Source organism: Enterococcus sp. AZ197 (assembly GCF_050556405.1).
In the GTDB taxonomy this organism is placed as follows: domain Bacteria; phylum Bacillota; class Bacilli; order Lactobacillales; family Enterococcaceae; genus Enterococcus; species Enterococcus faecalis.
Genome location: NZ_CP187873.1, coordinates 1,646,198 through 1,665,611, shown reverse-complemented (window position 1 = coordinate 1,665,611; position 19,414 = coordinate 1,646,198). Strand labels below are relative to the sequence as shown.

18 protein-coding genes are annotated in these 19,414 nt (G+C 36.5%); 13 read left to right on the top strand and 5 right to left on the bottom strand.

Features of this window, described 5'->3' with window-relative positions; genetic code table 11:
- The first annotated feature begins 124 nt into the window (after positions 1–124).
- The 5 genes from glpK (at position 125) to IGK82_RS08110 (ending at position 5,856) form a co-directional block, all read left to right on the top strand.
- Complete coding sequence (glpK, locus tag IGK82_RS08130) at positions 125–1,630, top strand: glycerol kinase GlpK (RefSeq protein WP_002357138.1); 1,506 nt, start codon at positions 125–127, stop codon at positions 1,628–1,630.
- A gap of 20 nt (positions 1,631–1,650) precedes the next feature.
- Complete coding sequence (gene glpO / locus IGK82_RS08125) at positions 1,651–3,480, top strand: type 1 glycerol-3-phosphate oxidase (protein WP_016622356.1); 1,830 nt, start codon at positions 1,651–1,653, stop codon at positions 3,478–3,480.
- Between the two features lie 7 nt (positions 3,481–3,487).
- Positions 3,488–4,207 (top strand): MIP/aquaporin family protein, encoded by a 720-nt coding sequence (locus IGK82_RS08120; RefSeq protein WP_002357140.1) that lies wholly within the window; start codon positions 3,488–3,490, stop codon positions 4,205–4,207.
- Positions 4,208–4,490: 283 nt separating this feature from the next.
- Complete coding sequence (locus IGK82_RS08115) at positions 4,491–5,018, top strand: 5-bromo-4-chloroindolyl phosphate hydrolysis family protein (protein ID WP_016622357.1); 528 nt, start codon at positions 4,491–4,493, stop codon at positions 5,016–5,018.
- Complete coding sequence (locus tag IGK82_RS08110; protein ID WP_002394555.1) at positions 5,011–5,856, top strand: hypothetical protein; 846 nt, start codon at positions 5,011–5,013, stop codon at positions 5,854–5,856. Before IGK82_RS08115 ends, IGK82_RS08110 begins: the two co-directional genes overlap by 8 nt.
- A 314-nt stretch (positions 5,857–6,170) precedes the next feature.
- On the opposite strand, the gene IGK82_RS08105 is transcribed toward IGK82_RS08110, so the two are convergent.
- On the bottom strand, positions 6,171–7,679 hold the full coding sequence (locus IGK82_RS08105) for a helix-turn-helix domain-containing protein (RefSeq protein ID WP_002357145.1): 1,509 nt from the start codon (positions 7,677–7,679) through the stop codon (positions 6,171–6,173).
- A gap of 118 nt (positions 7,680–7,797) precedes the next feature.
- Entirely contained in the window at positions 7,798–9,711 is a 1,914-nt protein-coding gene (locus tag IGK82_RS08100) for a PfkB family carbohydrate kinase (RefSeq protein ID WP_010709635.1), read from the bottom strand.
- Between the two features lie 179 nt (positions 9,712–9,890).
- Between IGK82_RS08100 and rihC the strand changes: the two genes are divergently transcribed.
- Genes rihC through IGK82_RS08085 form a run of 3 tightly spaced genes read left to right on the top strand, consistent with a single transcriptional unit; the run spans position 9,891 to position 12,701 of the window.
- Positions 9,891–10,811 (top strand): ribonucleoside hydrolase RihC, encoded by a 921-nt coding sequence (gene rihC / locus IGK82_RS08095; protein WP_002357149.1) that lies wholly within the window; start codon positions 9,891–9,893, stop codon positions 10,809–10,811.
- Between the two features lie 16 nt (positions 10,812–10,827).
- Complete coding sequence (gene dcuC, locus IGK82_RS08090; RefSeq protein ID WP_430605080.1) at positions 10,828–12,201, top strand: C4-dicarboxylate transporter DcuC; 1,374 nt, start codon at positions 10,828–10,830, stop codon at positions 12,199–12,201.
- Between the two features lie 11 nt (positions 12,202–12,212).
- Positions 12,213–12,701 carry a GNAT family N-acetyltransferase gene (locus IGK82_RS08085; protein ID WP_002381769.1) on the top strand — a complete coding sequence of 163 codons (489 nt, stop codon included), beginning with the start codon at positions 12,213–12,215 and terminating at the stop codon, positions 12,699–12,701.
- Positions 12,702–12,916: 215 nt separating this feature from the next.
- Here IGK82_RS08085 and IGK82_RS08080 read toward each other — a convergent pair whose 3' ends face one another.
- The gene (locus IGK82_RS08080; RefSeq protein ID WP_002357153.1) at positions 12,917–13,945 is read right to left on the bottom strand and encodes a lactonase family protein; all 1,029 of its coding nucleotides are present in this window, start codon (positions 13,943–13,945) and stop codon (positions 12,917–12,919) included.
- Positions 13,946–14,136: 191 nt separating this feature from the next.
- Here IGK82_RS08080 and clpX point away from each other — a divergent pair, with 191 nt between their 5' ends.
- Entirely contained in the window at positions 14,137–15,390 is a 1,254-nt protein-coding gene (gene clpX, locus IGK82_RS08075) for an ATP-dependent Clp protease ATP-binding subunit ClpX (RefSeq protein ID WP_002357154.1), read from the top strand.
- Between the two features lie 97 nt (positions 15,391–15,487).
- Entirely contained in the window at positions 15,488–16,069 is a 582-nt protein-coding gene (gene yihA / locus IGK82_RS08070; RefSeq protein WP_002357155.1) for a ribosome biogenesis GTP-binding protein YihA/YsxC, read from the top strand.
- Positions 16,070–16,085: 16 nt separating this feature from the next.
- On the opposite strand, the gene IGK82_RS08065 is transcribed toward yihA, so the two are convergent.
- Entirely contained in the window at positions 16,086–16,238 is a 153-nt protein-coding gene (locus tag IGK82_RS08065; protein WP_002362024.1) for an SPJ_0845 family protein, read from the bottom strand.
- A gap of 177 nt (positions 16,239–16,415) precedes the next feature.
- Here IGK82_RS08065 and yidD point away from each other — a divergent pair, with 177 nt between their 5' ends.
- Together yidD and IGK82_RS08055 are read left to right on the top strand one after the other, a co-directional pair.
- Entirely contained in the window at positions 16,416–16,718 is a 303-nt protein-coding gene (yidD, locus tag IGK82_RS08060) for a membrane protein insertion efficiency factor YidD (protein ID WP_002357157.1), read from the top strand.
- Between the two features lie 2 nt (positions 16,719–16,720).
- Complete coding sequence (locus IGK82_RS08055; protein WP_002362022.1) at positions 16,721–17,602, top strand: ROK family protein; 882 nt, start codon at positions 16,721–16,723, stop codon at positions 17,600–17,602.
- A 40-nt stretch (positions 17,603–17,642) separates the two neighbouring features.
- On the opposite strand, the gene IGK82_RS08050 is transcribed toward IGK82_RS08055, so the two are convergent.
- Positions 17,643–18,254, bottom strand: coding sequence for an FUSC family protein (locus IGK82_RS08050; RefSeq protein WP_002374566.1), 612 nt, complete (start codon positions 18,252–18,254; stop codon positions 17,643–17,645).
- Positions 18,255–18,356: 102 nt separating this feature from the next.
- Here IGK82_RS08050 and IGK82_RS08045 point away from each other — a divergent pair, with 102 nt between their 5' ends.
- On the top strand, positions 18,357–19,316 hold the full coding sequence (locus IGK82_RS08045; protein ID WP_002360063.1) for an aromatic acid exporter family protein: 960 nt from the start codon (positions 18,357–18,359) through the stop codon (positions 19,314–19,316).
- Positions 19,317–19,414: the final 98 nt, after the last annotated feature.

The window sequence follows — 19,414 nt, the reverse complement described above, 5'->3', positions numbered from 1 at the left end:
TTTTAGTAGAAATCCTTTCAATTTTTTTAAAATAAAAAAAGTTTTTGACATGTTTAGTTATTCTTTTATTTGTAAGATAGGGACATAAAGAAAACGATTTCAAAAACGTTTAGGAGGAATTATCATGGCAGAAGAAAAATACATTATGGCGATTGATCAAGGAACGACTAGTTCTCGTGCAATTATTTTTGATAAAAAAGGAAACAAAATTGGTAGTTCACAAAAGGAATTTACTCAATATTTTCCTAATGCAGGCTGGGTGGAACATAATGCCAATGAAATTTGGAATTCTGTTCAATCCGTTATTGCAGGTTCTTTAATTGAGTCAGGAGTGAAACCTACAGATATTGCCGGAATTGGGATTACAAACCAACGGGAAACAACCGTTGTTTGGGACAAAGCAACTGGGTTACCCATTTATAACGCAATTGTTTGGCAATCACGCCAAACGACACCTATTGCTGATCAACTAAAAGAAGATGGCTACAGCGAAATGATTCATGAAAAAACTGGGTTAATCATTGATGCTTATTTCTCAGCAACGAAGGTTCGTTGGATCTTAGATCACGTAGAAGGTGCGCAAGAACGTGCAGAAAATGGAGAATTGATGTTTGGGACAATTGACACTTGGCTCGTTTGGAAATTAACGGGAGATACTCATGTCACTGATTATTCAAATGCAAGTCGGACGATGTTGTTTAATATCCATGATTTAGATTGGGATCAAGAAATTTTGGATCTTTTAAATATCCCACGAGTGATGTTACCGAAAGTCGTTTCGAACTCTGAAGTGTATGGACTAACAAAAAATTACCATTTTTACGGAAGTGAAGTACCTATCGCTGGGATGGCTGGTGACCAACAAGCCGCCTTATTTGGTCAAATGGCCTTTGAACCTGGGATGGTTAAAAATACCTATGGAACAGGCTCATTTATTGTCATGAACACTGGCGAAGAACCTCAACTTTCTAAAAATAATCTGCTTACCACTATTGGCTATGGCATTAACGGCAAAGTATATTATGCCTTGGAAGGAAGTATCTTCGTGGCTGGTTCAGCGATTCAATGGTTACGAGATGGCTTAAAAATGTTGCAAACGGCTGCTGAATCTGAAGCAGTAGCCAAAGCGTCAACAGGACACAATGAAGTTTATGTGGTTCCGGCATTCACTGGTTTGGGCGCACCATATTGGGATTCACAAGCGCGTGGGGCTGTCTTTGGATTGACACGTGGTACCACGAGAGAAGATTTTGTCAAAGCGACACTTCAAGCAGTTGCGTATCAAGTTCGTGACATTATTGACACGATGAAAGAAGATACAGGCATAGATATTCCCGTCTTAAAAGTAGACGGTGGAGCAGCAAACAATGATTTCTTGATGCAATTCCAAGCAGATATTTTAAACACTGCTGTTCAAAGAGCCCATAACTTAGAAACAACGGCCTTAGGCGCAGCTTTCTTGGCGGGCTTAGCGGTTGGCTTCTGGAAAGACTTAGAAGAAATCAAAGCATTCCAAGAAGAAGGACAACAATTTGAACCAATTATGGCGGAAGAAGAACGAGAAGATTTATATGAAGGTTGGCAACAAGCAGTAGCAGCTACCCAACAATTCAAACGTAAAAATAAGTAAATGGAAAAGGGGAATTTTCTATGACTTTCTCAATAGAAACACGCCGACAATCAATCGACGCTTTAAAAACACAACACTTAGATGTCTTAATTATTGGTGGTGGCATTACTGGCGCAGGCGTTGCTCTGCAAGCCAGTGCCGCTAAAATGAAGACAGGGTTAATTGAAATGCAGGATTTCGCAGAGGGCACCTCTTCACGATCAACCAAATTAGTTCATGGTGGTATCCGCTATTTGAAAACGTTTGACGTGGAGGTGGTAGCAGATACAGTGAAAGAACGAGCCGTCGTTCAATCCATTGCGCCACACATCCCTAAAGCGGATCCCATGTTACTGCCGATTTATGATGAGCCAAATGCAACATTTAATCTATTTTCTGTCAAAATAGCAATGGATTTATATGATCAGTTAGCTGATGTAACAGGTACCAAGTACGCCAACTATCTGTTAACAAAAGACGAGGTTTTGGCACGTGAGCCACAACTAAAAAGTGAAGGTCTACAAGGTGGCGGTGTTTATTTAGATTACCGAAATAATGATGCTCGTTTAGTTATTGAGAATATTAAACAAGCAGTAGCTGACGGGGCACATGCTGTGAGTCGGGTTCAAGCGGTGGGCTTTTTATACAATGATGAAGGTAAAATTACTGGCATTCAAGCAAAGGACCTACTAACTGATGAACAGTTTGAGATTCACGCAGATGTTGTGATTAATACTACTGGTCCTTGGTCAGATAAATTAAGAGGCTTAAACAAAAACGATTCATTTACACCACAAATGCGTCCAACCAAAGGGGTTCATTTAGTTGTCGACAAAAGCCGTTTAAATGTTCCTCAACCAACGTATTTTGATACAGGTAAACAAGATGGCCGCATGGTCTTCGTTGTTCCAAGAGAAGAAAAAACATATTTTGGGACGACGGATACAGATTACCATGGAGACTTTCAACATCCAACAGTAGAACAAAGTGATGTGGATTACCTATTGGAAGTAGTAAATAATCGTTATCCAGAGGTACAATTGACAATTAATGATATTGAAGCTAGCTGGGCTGGCTTACGACCTTTAATTTCTGCTAACGGTGGCTCAGATTATAACGGGGGAAACAATGGCAAACTTTCAGATAAAAGTATTGATGAAGTCATTGATGTCGTTGACAGATACCAAAAAAATCAAACAGATAAACGAGAAATTGAAGAAGTCCTAAACCATCTAGAAGACAGTTTGGTGGAAAATAAAGGCAATCCTTCAGCTGTCTCTCGAGGCAGCTCATTGGAAAGATCAGCGGATGGCTTGCTCACTTTGGCTGGTGGGAAATTAACAGATTATCGTAAAATGGCAGAAGGTGCGATGAAAATGATTCAAACCATCTTAGCAGAAGAATACCAGAAAGAATTCACCTTAATTGATTCTAAAAACTATCCAGTTTCAGGCGGGAAATTGAACCCTGCAACGGTAGACGAAGAATTAGAAGCGTTGGCAAAACATGGCGTGTCTAAAGGGTTAAGTGAAAAGGATGCATTATACTTAGCTCATTTATATGGCTCCAACGTACCAACTGTTTTTGAAATGATTGATGATGCCAAAGTAATTCCTGGTTTAACCTTAACAGAAACTGTCTCTTTAAACTATGCGATGGAAGAAGAAATGGCTTTAACACCCGTCGACTTTTTATTGCGACGGACCAACCACTTATTGTTTATGCGTGATCGTTTGGACCAAGTGAAAGCGGGAGTCATTGAAGAAATGGCACAGCATTATCAGTGGACAGCGGAAGAAAGAGCACGACACATTGAAACATTAGAAAAAGTAATTGAAGAATCAGATTTAAAAAATTTGAAAGTAGGGTGAAGAAAAAATGGGAACTTCGATGATGACACAATTATTCGGTGAATTTTTCGGAACGATGATTTTAGTTTTACTAGGGGATGGCGTCTGTGCCGCAGTTAACTTGAAGAAAAGCAAAGCCTTTGCTTCTGGTTGGGTCGTTATTGCTTTAGGTTGGGGCGCTGCTGTTACATTAGCTGTTTACATGTCTGGGTATATGAGTCCAGCGCATTTAAATCCTGCTGTAACAGTTGCGATGGCAATTACTGGAAACTTTGAATGGGGCATGGTTTTACCTTATATCGTAGCTCAAGTCCTAGGCGGTTTTATTGGTGGTTTAGTTGTCTGGTTAGCTTATTTACCCCATTGGAACATTACAGAAGACAAAGGTGCTATTTTAGGAACCTTCGCCACTGGTCCAGCTGTCCGTAACTATCCAGCCAATGTTTTAACAGAAATTATCGGCACATTTGTCTTGGTTTTTGGCTTACTAGCCTTTTCTCAAAACGACTTAGCGGCTGGCATTAACCCAATGCTTGTTGGGATTTTGGTCTTAGGACTAGGTCTATCATTAGGCGGACCTACAGGTTATGCAATTAACCCTGCACGTGATTTAGGACCTCGTTTAGCGCACCAAATTATTCCTGTGAAAACAAAAGGTGATTCTGATTGGGCTTATTCTTGGGTGCCAATTGTGGGACCTATCTTAGGTGCTTCATTAGCTGCAGTAATTTATTTATTCACTATTTAATAAAATGAAATGTAAATAGTTGTTTTAGACAATAAAAAGCGCTTGTGAGAAGTAATCAATTCTTGCAAGTGTTTTTTGCTACATATTAAACAAAAAAAGATTTCCTTAGACATTTAGACAATTTGTCCAAATGCGGAACAGAACAATTTTCCTATATGATACAATAAAAGTGCACAAGTAATTGGGGGAGTAATACTTCATATTTATTTGTCAATTTTAAGCTGGACAATGTGTTCAGTAATATATACTAATTTAAAAAGGAGTACATGATTTGAATGGGATAATGGTTTTGTTAGTGGGGACTGGGTACATTGGTTGGGTTATTTATAGAAATGGTCGTACGTATTTCCGTTATAAAAAAAATCTAAAAAAATATCAAACGACGCACCATCTAACGGACAGTGACCTAGAGATGTACCAAAGAATTATGGACGAATTAAAAAAACAAATTATTTATTTAAACGAACTAACGAATAAGTCACGAAATTTAAAAAAAATTGAACAAGTAGAACTGGGTGTTGCTTCCGCTAAGGGCATCTTTAAACACTTAGTGAAGTATCCTGAAGCAATTACTCATTTTAGTGATTTTTTATATCATAAGGTACCAGAGATTTTACGAGCATCAGAACGGTTTTTAAGCATTAAAGAAGATAAATTGTCAACAGAAGAAATAACACTTGCAACCAATGGTATCTTAAGTACCATACGAGTGTTGTCGGAAAGTATCACAGATGATTACGAAAAATTAGTCTCCGAAGCATCTGAGGAAATTTCCTTATCAAAAAAATTAGTGGAGAGAAAAAATGGCTAAACAAAAGAATTTTTATGATACATATGATGCGCTTTTTCAAAAGCCAAAATGGTCGTTTTTTCCTGTCACAAGAACAGACACAGTAAAGCAACTTCCTAACCCAAATAAAAAAGTGGTAAAACCACAGACGAAAAAAAAGAAAAAACAAAAAAAGAACAAAAAAATTATTTGGATAGGCATTGCTGTAGCAATTGGCTTTATAGTATATATTGATCTTGCGGAGAAAGATGATTATTGGGATTACTCCGCTTCATCAGAAGATGTTTATCCTTTAAAAGAAGCTGGACTTACCACAACTGGACCTGTTGATTTAGAAAAACCACTAAAAGTCACAATAGAACAAAATAAACTTTTATTTAATCAAGACTACCAAATAGAAATTATCGGCGATGCCGATATTGAAACCAGTGGCGGAAAGAACTTTTTAATTTTACCTTCTACAGAGGAGTATCCAGATACAAAATATCTAGGCAATATCAGTTTTTATGAAAAAAGAGACTATTATACATCGGCAGGTATGTACCTTTCTGGCAATCTTATCAACAGTCTTTCTGATTATTTAGATACAAGTAAAGAGTTTATCAAAGCATATCCAATTGATAAAATTGCTGATGTACAAACCGGCTATATTTTAAAACGGAATCAAGGATATACAGACATCTCAAAATATTATCTCTTTAAAGATGGGACAGGATTTGAATTAGAAGTCTCTGTTGACCAATTGGAAAAGGTCAAAGATCCCAAAGACTATTCTTCTTTTGTAAAAACATACGCAAAAGAAGTCGCTTTTATAGAAAAAAGTTTTAAATTTGAGTCTACTGATGAGGAATCTCGATAGAGAAAATAGTTTTCAGCTTCAAGTAGCGCCTAGTAACATCTTTGTTGAAAAAATGTAAGAGCCTGAGACAAAAAACACTTTGGATTTTTGTCTCAGGCTTAAAAACTGATCAGCGGTGGAAGCGTAGCACTTTAAGGACTGAAGTACGACGTGTACCCACTTACTAGATTGTCTTTGAAGGTAACGTAGAAAAGAACAGCAATATACAAGCGACCTACAAACTATTTTCTGTCAGACTAAAACTGGCAGAAGTGGTTTGTAGGTCGCTTGTTTTCATTATGGCTGGTGAGACAAGTTAGCGCTTGATGTTTGTTTTAATATTGCAAATCAAAAATGGCGATACTTATTTTACTGAAAATTAGTTCCCAATCTTCTCGGGTTAATTCTTCTTCTAAAATGTAAATTCGGTCAATTTCTTTTGGTAAATCAAATAAGGGATAGTCAGTAATCACAATATCACAACTAGAAAAATCGGTTCGTTCAAAAATAATATCCTCACTAAATGCTTGCTTGATTTTCATCATAATAAAGCTAGCAATGTAAAAATCGCGAGAATATGCAACACCAATTTTAATTTTTTTGCGGGGACTATAGTGCTTATAAATTCGTAACAACAATTCACATGTCCAAATTGGGTTCTCCTGATCCTTAAATCTTAGCTGATAAGGGGAATGCGCTGAAAAATTTTGATAAAAAGCATAAATTTCTTTCTGTAAATCTTTTTGATAAGTACTATTTTTATTGACTAAAAAATCTAGAATTGCGGTATTTGGTTGCTGTGAAATAAATAATTGGTTATAGATAATATTTTTAAATAAAATAAGTAAGAAGTAATGACGATCAAATTCACGCATTTTTGGAATTTGAAAAACTTCGCAAAAATTGGTTAATAAAGAATCAACGTAGAAATATTCTGGGCAAGAAATTTCATTTAGAGCAGCCAGTAAATCTTTGGCTCGTTTTGCTGAATCAAAATTATCAATGGCAATGGGTGCAATGATATCTACAACCCGCTGTTGATCTTCTGAAAAATTTGATTGGGAACAAAAAATAGTTTGTTTTGAGTCTGAGAAAAGCCTTAAATAAGGATGTTCTTCAAATTCTTTTTGGAGATCATCTTCACAAGTATATGGAAAGCGATATTTTGCGATGTGTAAAAGTAAATTTAATTTTAGTAGAGAAGCGTGTTCCAAGCGTTCAAGAATTTCTGGTTTAATATGTTGCGTCAGTATATCTTCAAAATAAGTAGAGGTATAACGTGGTAAGGCTAAGGTATTTAAAAAGATGGTCCAGTAGACATCAAGAAAAGCATATAGAACTTGAAATTCAGAACCTGTAATCACTTTACTCGCCGAGGGGGAAAAATGGACGGAAATTCCATACAAACCAAATAGTTTATTAATGTTATTTAACCGTTTGTAAATGTAAGATGAGCTAAAATTAGTTTCTTGACTCACTTTCCAGACAGAATTGTTTTCTTTTTTGATAATTGCTTGAAAAAGAATGAAGTCAGTAGAATGGACACAGTAATAATTAAATAATAAAAAATAGTGGGAAAGAAAATCATTGGAAGTCGTATGTAATGAAATTTTTCCGTGATGGATCTGAATCTCTAAGGTATTTTCAGGAAGGGTTGCTAAGTCTTCTTGAATTTCACGAAGATAAATTGATAAATTTTTAGTAGAAAGATCGAATTTTCGGGCAACACTAGATAAATCAAGGTTTGTTTGTTTTGCTAAGTATAAAAAGACAGCCAATTTTTTTTGTGTTTTCTTTGAAAGTAAAAATGTTTTTATGGCATCTTGTGTTTTGATGAGACTCACTCCTTAGTAATAACTTCTCTTTTATTATAATAGTTCGCCTAATAAATTGTAATAAAAAAGAACAATTCTCATTGGTTTATGAGAAAATAACAAGATATTCAGCAGGAAAACACCTGTGTCAGTCGACACAGGTGTTACGATGAGCAAAAAGAGCGGGTTCTTTTTTTATCAAATAATTTTCCAAAGTGACGTGATCAACTAAAGAATCAATCACCCCTTCTTTAGAAACTGAAAATCCTGCAGCCTGAATGGCTATTTGAATGGCTGCTTCAGTCGGATAACCTTTCGAAAGATAGGAGGCGAGCGCGCTGATAAAGCTGTCACTGGCACCAGTACTATCCACAGCTATATTTTCTGTTGCAGGGAAATAGCGGCACACTTGGGGTGTTTTTAATAACACGCCTTTTTTTCCTAAAGTAACAATGACATTTTTTACGCCCATTTCTAAGAAGTACGCCGCTTTCTCTTCTAATGTACCAGTATCTGGTTGAAGTTCCAATAATTCATCTTCATTGGGAATGAAAAAATCAACCTTTTCTAGTATATTCACTGGAATATGATGAATAGCAGCTGGTTTTAAAATAATCGGTACGCCTGAATGTTGGGCAATTTCACAAGCTTTCTCTACAGCAGACAAAGGAATTTCTGTTTGAATGAGACAAAAACTGGCATCCATAAATAGGTGTTTTTGCTGTGCGATTTTTTTAGGTGTAAGCGCTGTGTTTGCACCAGGTAAGATTGAAATCATGGAGTCGCCGCTTGTCTCAACATAAATATATGCTTGACCAGTCTCAGTATCTTGAATACGTGTGATACCATCTGTCGTAACGTGGTATTTTTCTAATTCTTTATATAAGTAATTCGCATCTGTGCCTGAGCCTAAACAACCAATTAGGGTGGCCTGATGGCCCAGTTTGGTTAAGCCAACAGCTTGATTTAATCCTTTTCCGCCGGGGAATTTAGCATAGCTAGACAGAAAATTTGTTTTGCCGTTATGTGGTAAATTTGTTGAATACAGATAATTATCAACGTTTAAACTACCCACTACAATCATTTTGCTATGTGGATTAACACTAGACATGCCTAATGTATTTTTGTGATCTAGCACCAATTTTTCAGCCTCATTAATCAAGGCTGTTTTTTCTTTGCGTTTGTTAAGCAATAATAAGGCTAACTGGCTGCCAAACGTCTCTGTATCTAATAAAACGGAAGAAATATGATCAGGTAAAAATGAACGATCAATTTTTCGCTTAATTGCGAGTAAAGAGTAATTATCGGGGGTTCGCAAACCGCTCTGCTTTAAAAGCTGTTCCAAAAAAACAGCTTGGGTATAGTCATCGGTAAGGATACCCGTAATCCCATCTGTGATAAGCTGATTACTGAAATCAGCAGGGATAGTAGTTAAAATATTTTCTTTACTAAAGGGTAAATTGACATCAAACAAGGCTTTTTTATAGCCTGCAATAATTGCTTCTTTATACTTTGGGTTAGTGACGAAATAACTAATTTTTTTATGGTTATTCTGTAATAATTCTTGGGTTAAAACATAACTAGCTTCTTCATAAAGCCCCGCTAGAGAAGGCAATTCGTTAGTTGAGTGATTGACGAAATAGTAAGGGATCGTTAATTCTTCTATAAATTTTGCGTATTGTTTACTGTTTTCATTGATTGGGTCCCAAATAATGCCACTGGCTTGTTTTAAAGTTGGCGAGGTAATATTTTTCAGTTCTTGTTCTAAACTACCGTGACTATTTAAAATCAAGCAGCTATAGCCATTTTCTTGAGCTTTATCAATAAAGCTCGTAACCCAAGCCTCAAAAGTTTCATGGCTATTTAATAATAACACGAAGGTTTTTGTAGTACTATTTGTGACGAGATTTGCTGAGTAAGGTGTGTAGTTGTAATCTCGAACGATTTTTAAGACACGCTCACGGGTTTCTTTACTAATAGTTTGATCTTTATTATTTATAATTTTGGATACAGTTGAAGCGGAAACGCCAGCTAATTTTGCAATATCTTTAATATTCATCATTTTCGTCCTTTCACTGAACTCTTTTTTATAGTAAGCATTCTAAAAGCAGAAAGTCAAGAAAAAGCCTAATTATTTATTATTTAGAAATTCTGCTTGACTTTTAATGAAAGCGCTGTTAATCTCAAATTAAGAAAACGTTTCCGGAAATATTTTTCCTAAATGTGAATGGAGGAAGAAAAATGGATACAAAGAAAAGACCGATCATTATTGATACGGACCCAGGAATTGATGATGCTGTAGCTTTAGCGATTGCACTGAATCATCCTAACCTAGAAGTTCGCTTAATAACGACGGTTGCAGGGAATGTAGATGTAGAAAAAACAACAAATAATGCTTTGAAACTTGTCGATTTTTTTGGGAAAAAGGTTCCTGTAGCCAAGGGGTGTAATTGTCCGTTACTTATTCAATTGGAAGATTCTGCTGAGATTCATGGGGAGACTGGCATGGATGGCTTTGAGTTTCCGCAACCTATCTCTACGTGTTTAGATATTCATGCAGTGGAAGCTATGCGAAAAGAAATTCTGTCTAGTGATGTTCCTTTGACCATTGTTCCAATTGCTGCATTAACGAATATTGCTTTGTTACTGACCCTCTATCCAGAAGTCAAAGAAAATATTGCAGAAATCGTCATGATGGGTGGCTCATTAGCAAGGGGAAATACAAATACAAGTGCCGAATTTAATACGTATGTCGATCCACACGCTGCACAAATTGTTTTCCAATCAGGTGTCCCGCTAACAATGGTAGGATTAGATGTTACAAGTCAAGCTGTGTTAACGAATCATGAAGTAACAGCCATCAGAGCGCTTGGCAGAGTGGGGGAAATGTTTTATGGTCTTTTCCGTCATTATAGAGGCGGCAGTTTAACTACAGGTTTGAAAATGCATGATGTCTGTGCGATTGCCTATTTAACTTCACCAGAATTATTTGAGACAACTGAAACATTCATTGAAGTTGCTTTGGAAGGTCCAGCTGCGGGAGCTACTGTTGCGGATTTAAAAATGAAGTATCATAAAAACACGAATGCCGTTGCCTGTATAGATGTAAACGTTGAAGCTTTTCAAAAATGGGTTGTCGAAAAAATGAAAGCGGTTAATTAGCTGAAGGAGGATAAGTATGATTGAAAGTTTATTGGTATTGGTCGTTTTAGTTGTTGTAGCCTATTTGATTGTAAAAAATTATCATCCCGCACTCAGCTTAATTATTGGTGCGCTTGTTCTACTTGCATGTGCATGGATGTTAGGACATCCCATTTATCCTGCAGGAGAAGGAACCGGTTTTGGATTATTTGATATTTTCTTGAAGTTTAAAGATACAATTATTGCACAAGTGAGTTCAGCAGGAATTGTAATTATGATTCTTTTTGGTTATTCAGGCTATATGAATGCAATCGGGGCCAATCAGATGGCTGTCAACTTTTTGGTGAAACCATTAATGAAGATTAAACGTAAATCGTTATTTGTCCCTGTGGTCTTTTTAATTGGAAATTTAATGTCACTAGTAGTTCCTAGTGCATCAAGCTTAGCGATTATTTTAATGTCTATATTATATCCGATGCTAGCCAGCATGGGGATTTCATCATTAACTGCTGCAGGTGTGATTGCAATGACGGCAACTATCATGCCAACACCTTTAGGCGCGGATAACGTAATCGCCGCAAATACCCTTGGTTATGATGTGTTAAATTATGTTGTATGGAATGCCAAAATTTCGCTGCCATCGTTATTAATCATTGCGGTTGCACAGTACTTCTGGCAAAAATACTGCGATAAAAAAGAAGGTGAGGCTGCCTATGTTTCATTAAATGAAGAGGGCTTAAGCAAACAAAAAGAATTTGATGTTCCTAAATTTTATGCAATATTGCCAATATTACCGCTATTATTAATTGTTGGAGTGGGAATCGCAGGAATGTTTATTAAAGGAATAACGATGGATATTTTTGTTCTTACATTTATTTCTTTCTTCATCGCTGTATTGGTTGAGACGCTTCGCTTGAAATCTTTTAAAAAGGTTCAAGATACAGCTGTCGAGATGTTTAAAGGAATGGGGCAAGGGTTTAGTCAAGTTGTGATGCTTGTCGTAGGCGGTTCATTATTCACGTCTGCGATTCAAACATTAGGAATTATTGATAGTATTATGGCATCTGTCGAAGCATCAAGTTCAGCAGGAATTGTCACGACCTTAATTTTCAGCGGTGCAACGCCCCTTTTTGGAATTTTAAGCGGTGGTGGACTGGCAATGTTTTATGCGGTTATCGAACTAATCCCTGGGATTGCTGAAAAAGCTGGGATTGATGGTATTTTAATTTCCTTGCCAATGCAGATGATTGCGAATTTAACTAGAACGATTTCTCCTGTAGCAGCAGTTGTCATGATTGTCGCATCAACAGTAGGAGTTAGTCCCATCAGAATTTTAAAACGGACGAGTGTACCGACCATCATTGGCATTATTAGTGTGATTGTCTTGTCGATTCTATTGTTACCTTATTAAGAGAATAAACAATGAAAATTAGAGTGGCTGATGAGAAAGAGTTACCGATGATTCTTCAATTTTTAACAGAAGTAAAGGCATATATGGATGTTGTGGGCATTACACAGTGGACAAAGGACTATCCTTCTCAAGGAGATATCCAAGAAGACATTACAAAAAAACGATTATATTTGCTAGTGCACGAAGAAATGATTTTTTCAATGGCAACGTTATGTATGGAGCAGGAACAAGACTTTGTTTGGTTAAAGCGCTTTGCAACTTCGCCTAATTATATTGCCAAGGGTTATGGCAGTTTGTTGTTCCATGAATTGGAGAAACGGGCAGTCTGGGAAGGAAGACGTAAAATGTATGCTCAAACTAATCATACAAACCATAGAATGATTCGATTTTTCGAAAGTAAAGGGTTCACAAAAATTCATGAATCTTTACAAATGAATCGCTTAGACTTTGGCTCTTTTTATTTATACGTTAAAGAATTGGAGAACCAATCCATCGTTTAAAATAAGAAAACAGGGAGCGTGGGACAAAAATCACTTTGGATTTTTGCTCCACGCTCAAAAACTGATAAACGGCGGGAACAGAAGCAATTCCTTCGGAAATAAGCCGAAATTCTCCAAAAATTAAAGAACAATTTTCGGTAATTCCTTCTTATTTCTCGGAGTTAAACGCTTCTGTCCCGAGCTCCTGTTATTTTCCAAGGAAATAGTCAACTTAATTATACAAATAAAACACAAACACATTCGGGAACGGCAACATCTTTTTGAATCATTTCTAATAAGCCTGTTTCTTGGTTCCGACGATAAAGTGTTAAGTTATCAGAGTCTTGATTAGCGACAACGATGAAATCTTCAGACGGATCTAAATCAAAATCTCTCGGAATATCGCCTTCTGTTGAAATTAATTGAATTCGTTCAATCGCTTCGCCATTTTCTGAAACAGCATAGACAGCAATTGAGTTATGGCCACGGTTTGAAGCATAAAGGAAACGGCCATCAGAAGAAATACGAATCGCAGCACCACCATTAAACGCATCATAATCAGCAGGTAAAGTAGAAACTTTTTGTAATTCAGTGAAAGAACCATCTGTTTCATCATATGAAAGAACTGAAACAGTGCTATCTAATTCACCAAATAAATAAGCCAATGATTTTGTTGGATGGAACACTAAATGACGTGGACCAGTCCCTGGCTCAGTCACGAATTGAGCGATTTCAGAAAGCTTTCCATCTAAGCTAACATTATACGTATACACACGATCGGTTCCTAGATCACAGACGACTAAGCGTTGATCAGGCGTCAAATCTGTGTAATGAACATGGGCATTGTTTTGGTTTTCATGAGGACCAGTTGGCTCTGTATGAATCACTTTGTCAGCATCTTCCAAAGAACCATCTTCTAAGATACGATACACGTGAACGATACCTTGGTGATAATTTGCTGCATAGACAAGTTGTCGGTTTTCGTCAACAGCTACATAACATGGCGGCGCACCTTCCTCAGTTACTTTATTCAATAAGTTAAAATGGTCCATTTCTGGTTGATAAGCGGCAGTGCCACCTTCACCGTCAACACTAGTGACGCTAAAAAGTTCGCCCTTTTGACTCAGAGCAAGATAGGTAGGACTCGTTTCTTCTAACAAAAGTGTCGCTTCTGTTAAACGACCTTGTGTCGTATCTAATGCAATTTTATAAATGCCTTGGCTGGCTCTTCGAGTATAGGTACCTAGTAAAATTTGTTCTAACATCACAATTCCTCCAATTTGTTTCAACACAATCACTTTTTATGAAAGTGCTTTTATATAATGTAGTATACCATAAGAAGTCTAAGAACAATAAAACTTTCTATCTGAGATGTTCGCATTTTAAAGTGGTTTGTGCTATTATGATGAGAGACTGTGATGACAGTCATTTTTTGATTTTTAGAGGGGTGACGAACATGTACGACAATACGGATAATAACGGGACCGTTCGTTGTTCATTTTGTGGGAAAACACAAGAAGAAGTAAAAAAAATTGTTGCTGGTCCGGGTGTCTATATTTGTAATGAATGTATTGATCTATGTAAAGAGATTATTGATGAAGAATTTTATGATGAAGCAGTCCGAGAATTAACGGATGTGCCAAAACCCCAAGAAATTTTAAATGTTTTAAATGAATATGTTATTGGACAAGAACGTGCAAAACGCACACTTTCTGTTGCTGTTTACAATCACTATAAACGTGTGAATCAATCAGAAACAGCTGCAACTCAAGATGACGTTGAATTGCAAAAAAGTAACATTTGTTTAATTGGACCAACAGGTTCAGGTAAAACTTTCTTGGCTCAAACGTTAGCAAAAACATTAAATGTACCTTTTGCAATCGCTGATGCGACCAGTTTAACAGAAGCAGGTTATGTAGGGGAAGATGTTGAAAACATCCTTTTAAAATTACTACAATCTGCTGACTATAATGTTGAACGCGCGGAAAAGGGCATTATCTATATTGATGAGATTGATAAAATTGCCCGTAAGAGTGAAAATGTTTCGATTACTCGAGATGTTTCAGGTGAGGGTGTTCAACAAGCCTTACTAAAAATTCTTGAAGGAACAGTTGCAAGTGTACCACCACAAGGGGGCCGCAAACATCCACATCAAGAATTTATCCAAATTGACACAACGAATGTTCTCTTCATCGTTGGTGGAGCATTTGATGGAATTGAAACCATTGTTAAAAACCGCTTAGGCGAAAAAACTATTGGTTTTGGTAAAACTAATTCTGCTTTAAATGAAGAAGAAAGCATCATGCAACATATTATTCCAGAAGATTTATTGAAATTTGGTTTAATTCCAGAATTTATTGGACGCTTACCTGTAATGGCTGCGCTTGATAAATTAACGAATGATGATTTGGTTCGAATTTTAACAGAACCGAAGAATGCCTTGGTGAAACAATATCAAAAATTATTGTCTCTTGATGACACTAAATTAGAATTTGAACCAGAAGCATTAAAAGCCATCGCAGCCAAAGCCATTGAACGTAATACTGGCGCACGGGGACTTCGTTCAATCATTGAAGAAATTATGATGGACGTAATGTTTGATGTTCCTTCAGATGAAAGCATTGAAAAAGTTATCATTACTAAAATGGCCGCTGAAGGTACCGGTAAACCAACAATTATTTATAACAAAAAAGATAAAGAAGCTGTATAAGATTGAAGCTGAAAACAGCTCTTTCGGCGGATCTCCGAAAGAGCTGTTTTTGTTAAGCTTTTGAATGAAAGACTGAATAGAAGAACGGAGGAAAACAATGAACGTACATAATGCAGAAATCGTGATTAGTGCGGTATCCCCTAAACAATATCCTGAATCTCAATTACCGGAGATTGCTTTAGCTGGACGTTCGAACGTTGGGAAATCATCTTTTATTAATACCTTGATTAATCGTAAAAATTTAGCAAGAACTTCAGGCAAACCTGGTAAAACGCAAACGCTAAACTTTTATTTAATTGAGGATGCCTTACACTTTGTGGATGTTCCTGGCTATGGTTATGCCAAAGTTTCTAAAACAGAACGTGCGAAGTGGGGAAAAATGATTGAAACGTATATCACGCAACGTGAGCAATTACGTGCAGTCGTTTCTTTAATTGATTTACGTCATCCGCCGACCCAAGATGATATCCAAATGTATGAATTTTTGAAATACTATGATTTGCCAGTTATTATTGTGGCAACTAAGGCAGACAAAATTCCGCGGGGCAAATGGAACAAACACGAGAGTGTCATCAAAAAAGCCTTGAATTTTGATAAACAAGATGACTTTATTATTTTCTCTTCTGAAACAAAAGAAGGAAAAGAAGCAGCTTGGACAGCAATTGAAAAGTTTCTATAGAAAAAAACAAGCAAAATTACTCTTTTGCTTGTTTTTTTGCTTCTTCTTTTTTTGCTTCTTGTCGTTGTTTTGCCAGTTCTTCAAGAGGTACTTCTTTCTTTAATGGATCAACGGCGAAAGAATCGAAGAGTTTATCTAAGTCATTGGAACGTTCAAATTTTAATCCCATTTACTAAGCCTCCATTCCTTTTTTTATAGTGTAGCACGTTTTTTTTCATTTGGATAGCAACAGAAATGTAAGAATTCGTCATAGTTGGGTCTAGTGTAATTTCTCGTAACTAAGACTTGCCAAACATGAAAAAACAAGCTATTCTTTAGTAAGAATTAGTTAGAAAGAAGGCACTTTATGAAAAATCCGTTAATCGGCGGTGTTCGTTTTTATCAACGATTTATTTCTCCAGGATTGCCTGCACGTTGTCGCTATTACCCAACGTGTTCACAATATATGATTGATGCAATTCATACACATGGAAGTGTCAAAGGAACAACGATGGGAGTAGCACGGATTTTACGATGTCATCCTTTTGTTAAAGGCGGCATTGACTATGTTCCGTTGAAATTTCGCTTGACGAAAAATCCTGATGAGACCTATCATGGACCGTATACGTATCGAAGAAATAAGAAAACAGAAGTAGAAAAGGATGGATAAATATGGCAATTTTAGCATTTGATCTTGGCGGTTCTTCCGTGAAATACGGCGTTTGGACAGGCAAAGAATTAACAAATCAAGGGAGCTTTCCAACACCTGGCTCTTGGGAAGAAATGAAAGCGCATTTATATTCGGTTTATGTAGACAAAAGAAATGAGTCGATTAGTGGTGTTGCTTTTAGTTCACCTGGAGTAGTTGACGAAAAAAGTCAACAGATTTTAGGGATTTCCGCCATTCCATATATTCATCATTTTAACATTTATGAAGAATTAGAAGCGTTGTTTGGCTTACCAGTGACTATCGAAAATGATGCGAATTGTGCTGGTTTAGCTGAGATATATGAAGGCGCGGCGAAAGGAAAAAAAGAAGTGCTTTTTGTCGTTATTGGGACAGGAATTGGCGGAGCGATTTTTCGCAATGGTGAATTGTACAAAGGCGCTCATTTATATGGAGGCGAGTTTGGACTGAACTTTTTAAGTAATGGCCAAACATTCAGTGAAATTGGCACAGCTGTCAAAATGGCTCAGCGCTATTGTGAACGAATTGGAGTCGAAAAACAGGCGGTGACAGGAGAAGAAGTTTTTGAACTGGCACAACGAGGGGATGAGATTGCTCGCGAAGAAGTCAATAATTTTTATGATTATTTAACACAAGGATTATTCGGCTTACAGTTTTCTTATGATCCTGAAATGATTGTACTTGGAGGCGGTGTTTCTGCTAAAGAAGGCTTATTAGCAGAGATTAATCGCCGGATGCTAACGCATTTACAGACCTTTGAATTAAAAGATTTTGTTCCAGAAATCGTGACCTGCCATTATCAAAATGATGCTAACTTGATTGGCGCAGCCGCCAACTTTCAAGCAAAAACGAATTGGGAACTATAAAGAAACAGCCGATTGTTGTTCTCTTCAATCGGCTGTTTCTTTATTTATTTGCCTTGTCGTCAGTATTTTCTTCTGCAGCAATCCGCGCTTGAACTTGTTGGCGTAAAGTTTCTAGTTCTTTTTCTTTCTTTTCTAATTCAGCTAAATCTTCAGAAATTTCATGGGCTTCTTCTGCTGGCTTAGGTTGTAAAAAGACGTTTAAACCAATCGCTATAAAGGTCCCAATGAATGTATCCAACACACGTTCCATTGCATATTGAAAGGAATCGCTTTGCGGAATACTTAAAGAAATCATTAAAAGTGTCGCAGTTGCAGAAATGATCCCAGCATTGTTATTAATCCCATCAGAAACAACGATGACGATAATGACTAAAAGTGGTAGTAGCAGTAATTCTACTAAGTGTTGATTAGGAAAATAATCTTGTGCTAATACATAAAGCAAAGCTAAAAAGCCACCCAATGTGTTTCCAATAATGCGCGATTTTCCAAAAGACAAACTAGTATTTAAATCTTGTCTTAATGAAAAAACAGCTGCTAAACAGGCAATCATAGGTGAGCCACGATGGAAAAATTGAAATAAAAGAATACACAGCATGACAGCAATTGCTGTTTTTAACGTTCGCATGCCTAAACGAAATCGACCCACTATCATAAATATTCGCTCCTAAATAACTTTTCTCTTTAATGATAACCGAAATAGAGGTAAAATTACTAGAGAAAAGTGAAGAATTATTATTTTTTAAGGGGAGTATGCATGAAAATTGGTTTACGAACAGTTAAGACAGCCATTAGCGCTGCATTAGCAATGATTATTGCGGAAAAACTGGGATTACTTTATGCCCCTTCGGCAGGGATTATTTCAGTTTTAAGTGTTACTAGCACGAAAAAAACATCTGTCATGACAGGAATTTATCGTTTGTTATCCTTAGCTTTAGCAACTATTTTAGCGTATATTTGTTTTACTTTTTTAGGTTTTACAGCGATTGCTTTTGGTATTTTTTTGTTATTATTTATTCCAGCAGCTGTGTATTTTCAATTATCTGATGGGATTGTTGTGAGTTCCGTTTTGGTAACTCATTATTTAGTCGAAAAAAATCTTTCTTGGGCGATTATTGGAAATGAATTTTTATTAATGAGTATTGGTGTGGGACTAGCGTTATTAGCTAATTCTTATATGCCTGATACAGAAAAACGTTTAAGAGAAGACCAAGAAGTCATTGAAACAATGTTTCGTAAAATTTTAAGGGAAATGGCGCTACATTTAAACAACGCTGCAGGAGAGCGAAATTTGGTCATGCATTGTGCAGATTTAAAAACCTTTATTCGCACAGGCGAGACGTGGGCCAAAAATCATGCCGAGAATCAATTGCTGTCTACCAATACGTACTATTTAGAGTACTTTGCGATGAGAAAAATGCAAAGTAATATTCTAAAAAACATGTTGGAATTATTAGAAGATATTACTGTTGATGCGCAACAAGTTCGCTATATTCAACAATTATTGGAATATACGGCAGAAACATTTGCAGAGAATAATGATGGACAAGAAATTATGAATCGAATTAAGACCGTTTATGAAACCTATCGCACAAAACCATTGCCGCAAACAAGAAGTGAATTTGAAAATCGGGCGCGACTCTTTCAGTTTTTACAATTGTTTCAGTCATTCATTCAAGTCAAAGCGGACTTTGCCAAATTACAACTAGATAAATAAACAAAAAAGAAACCTTTTTAAACGGAGGTTTCTTTTTTTGTTCTCTTAAAAATTCAGGCAAGTTCTTTAGTATTCATTGAGAATGTGTTAAACTAATG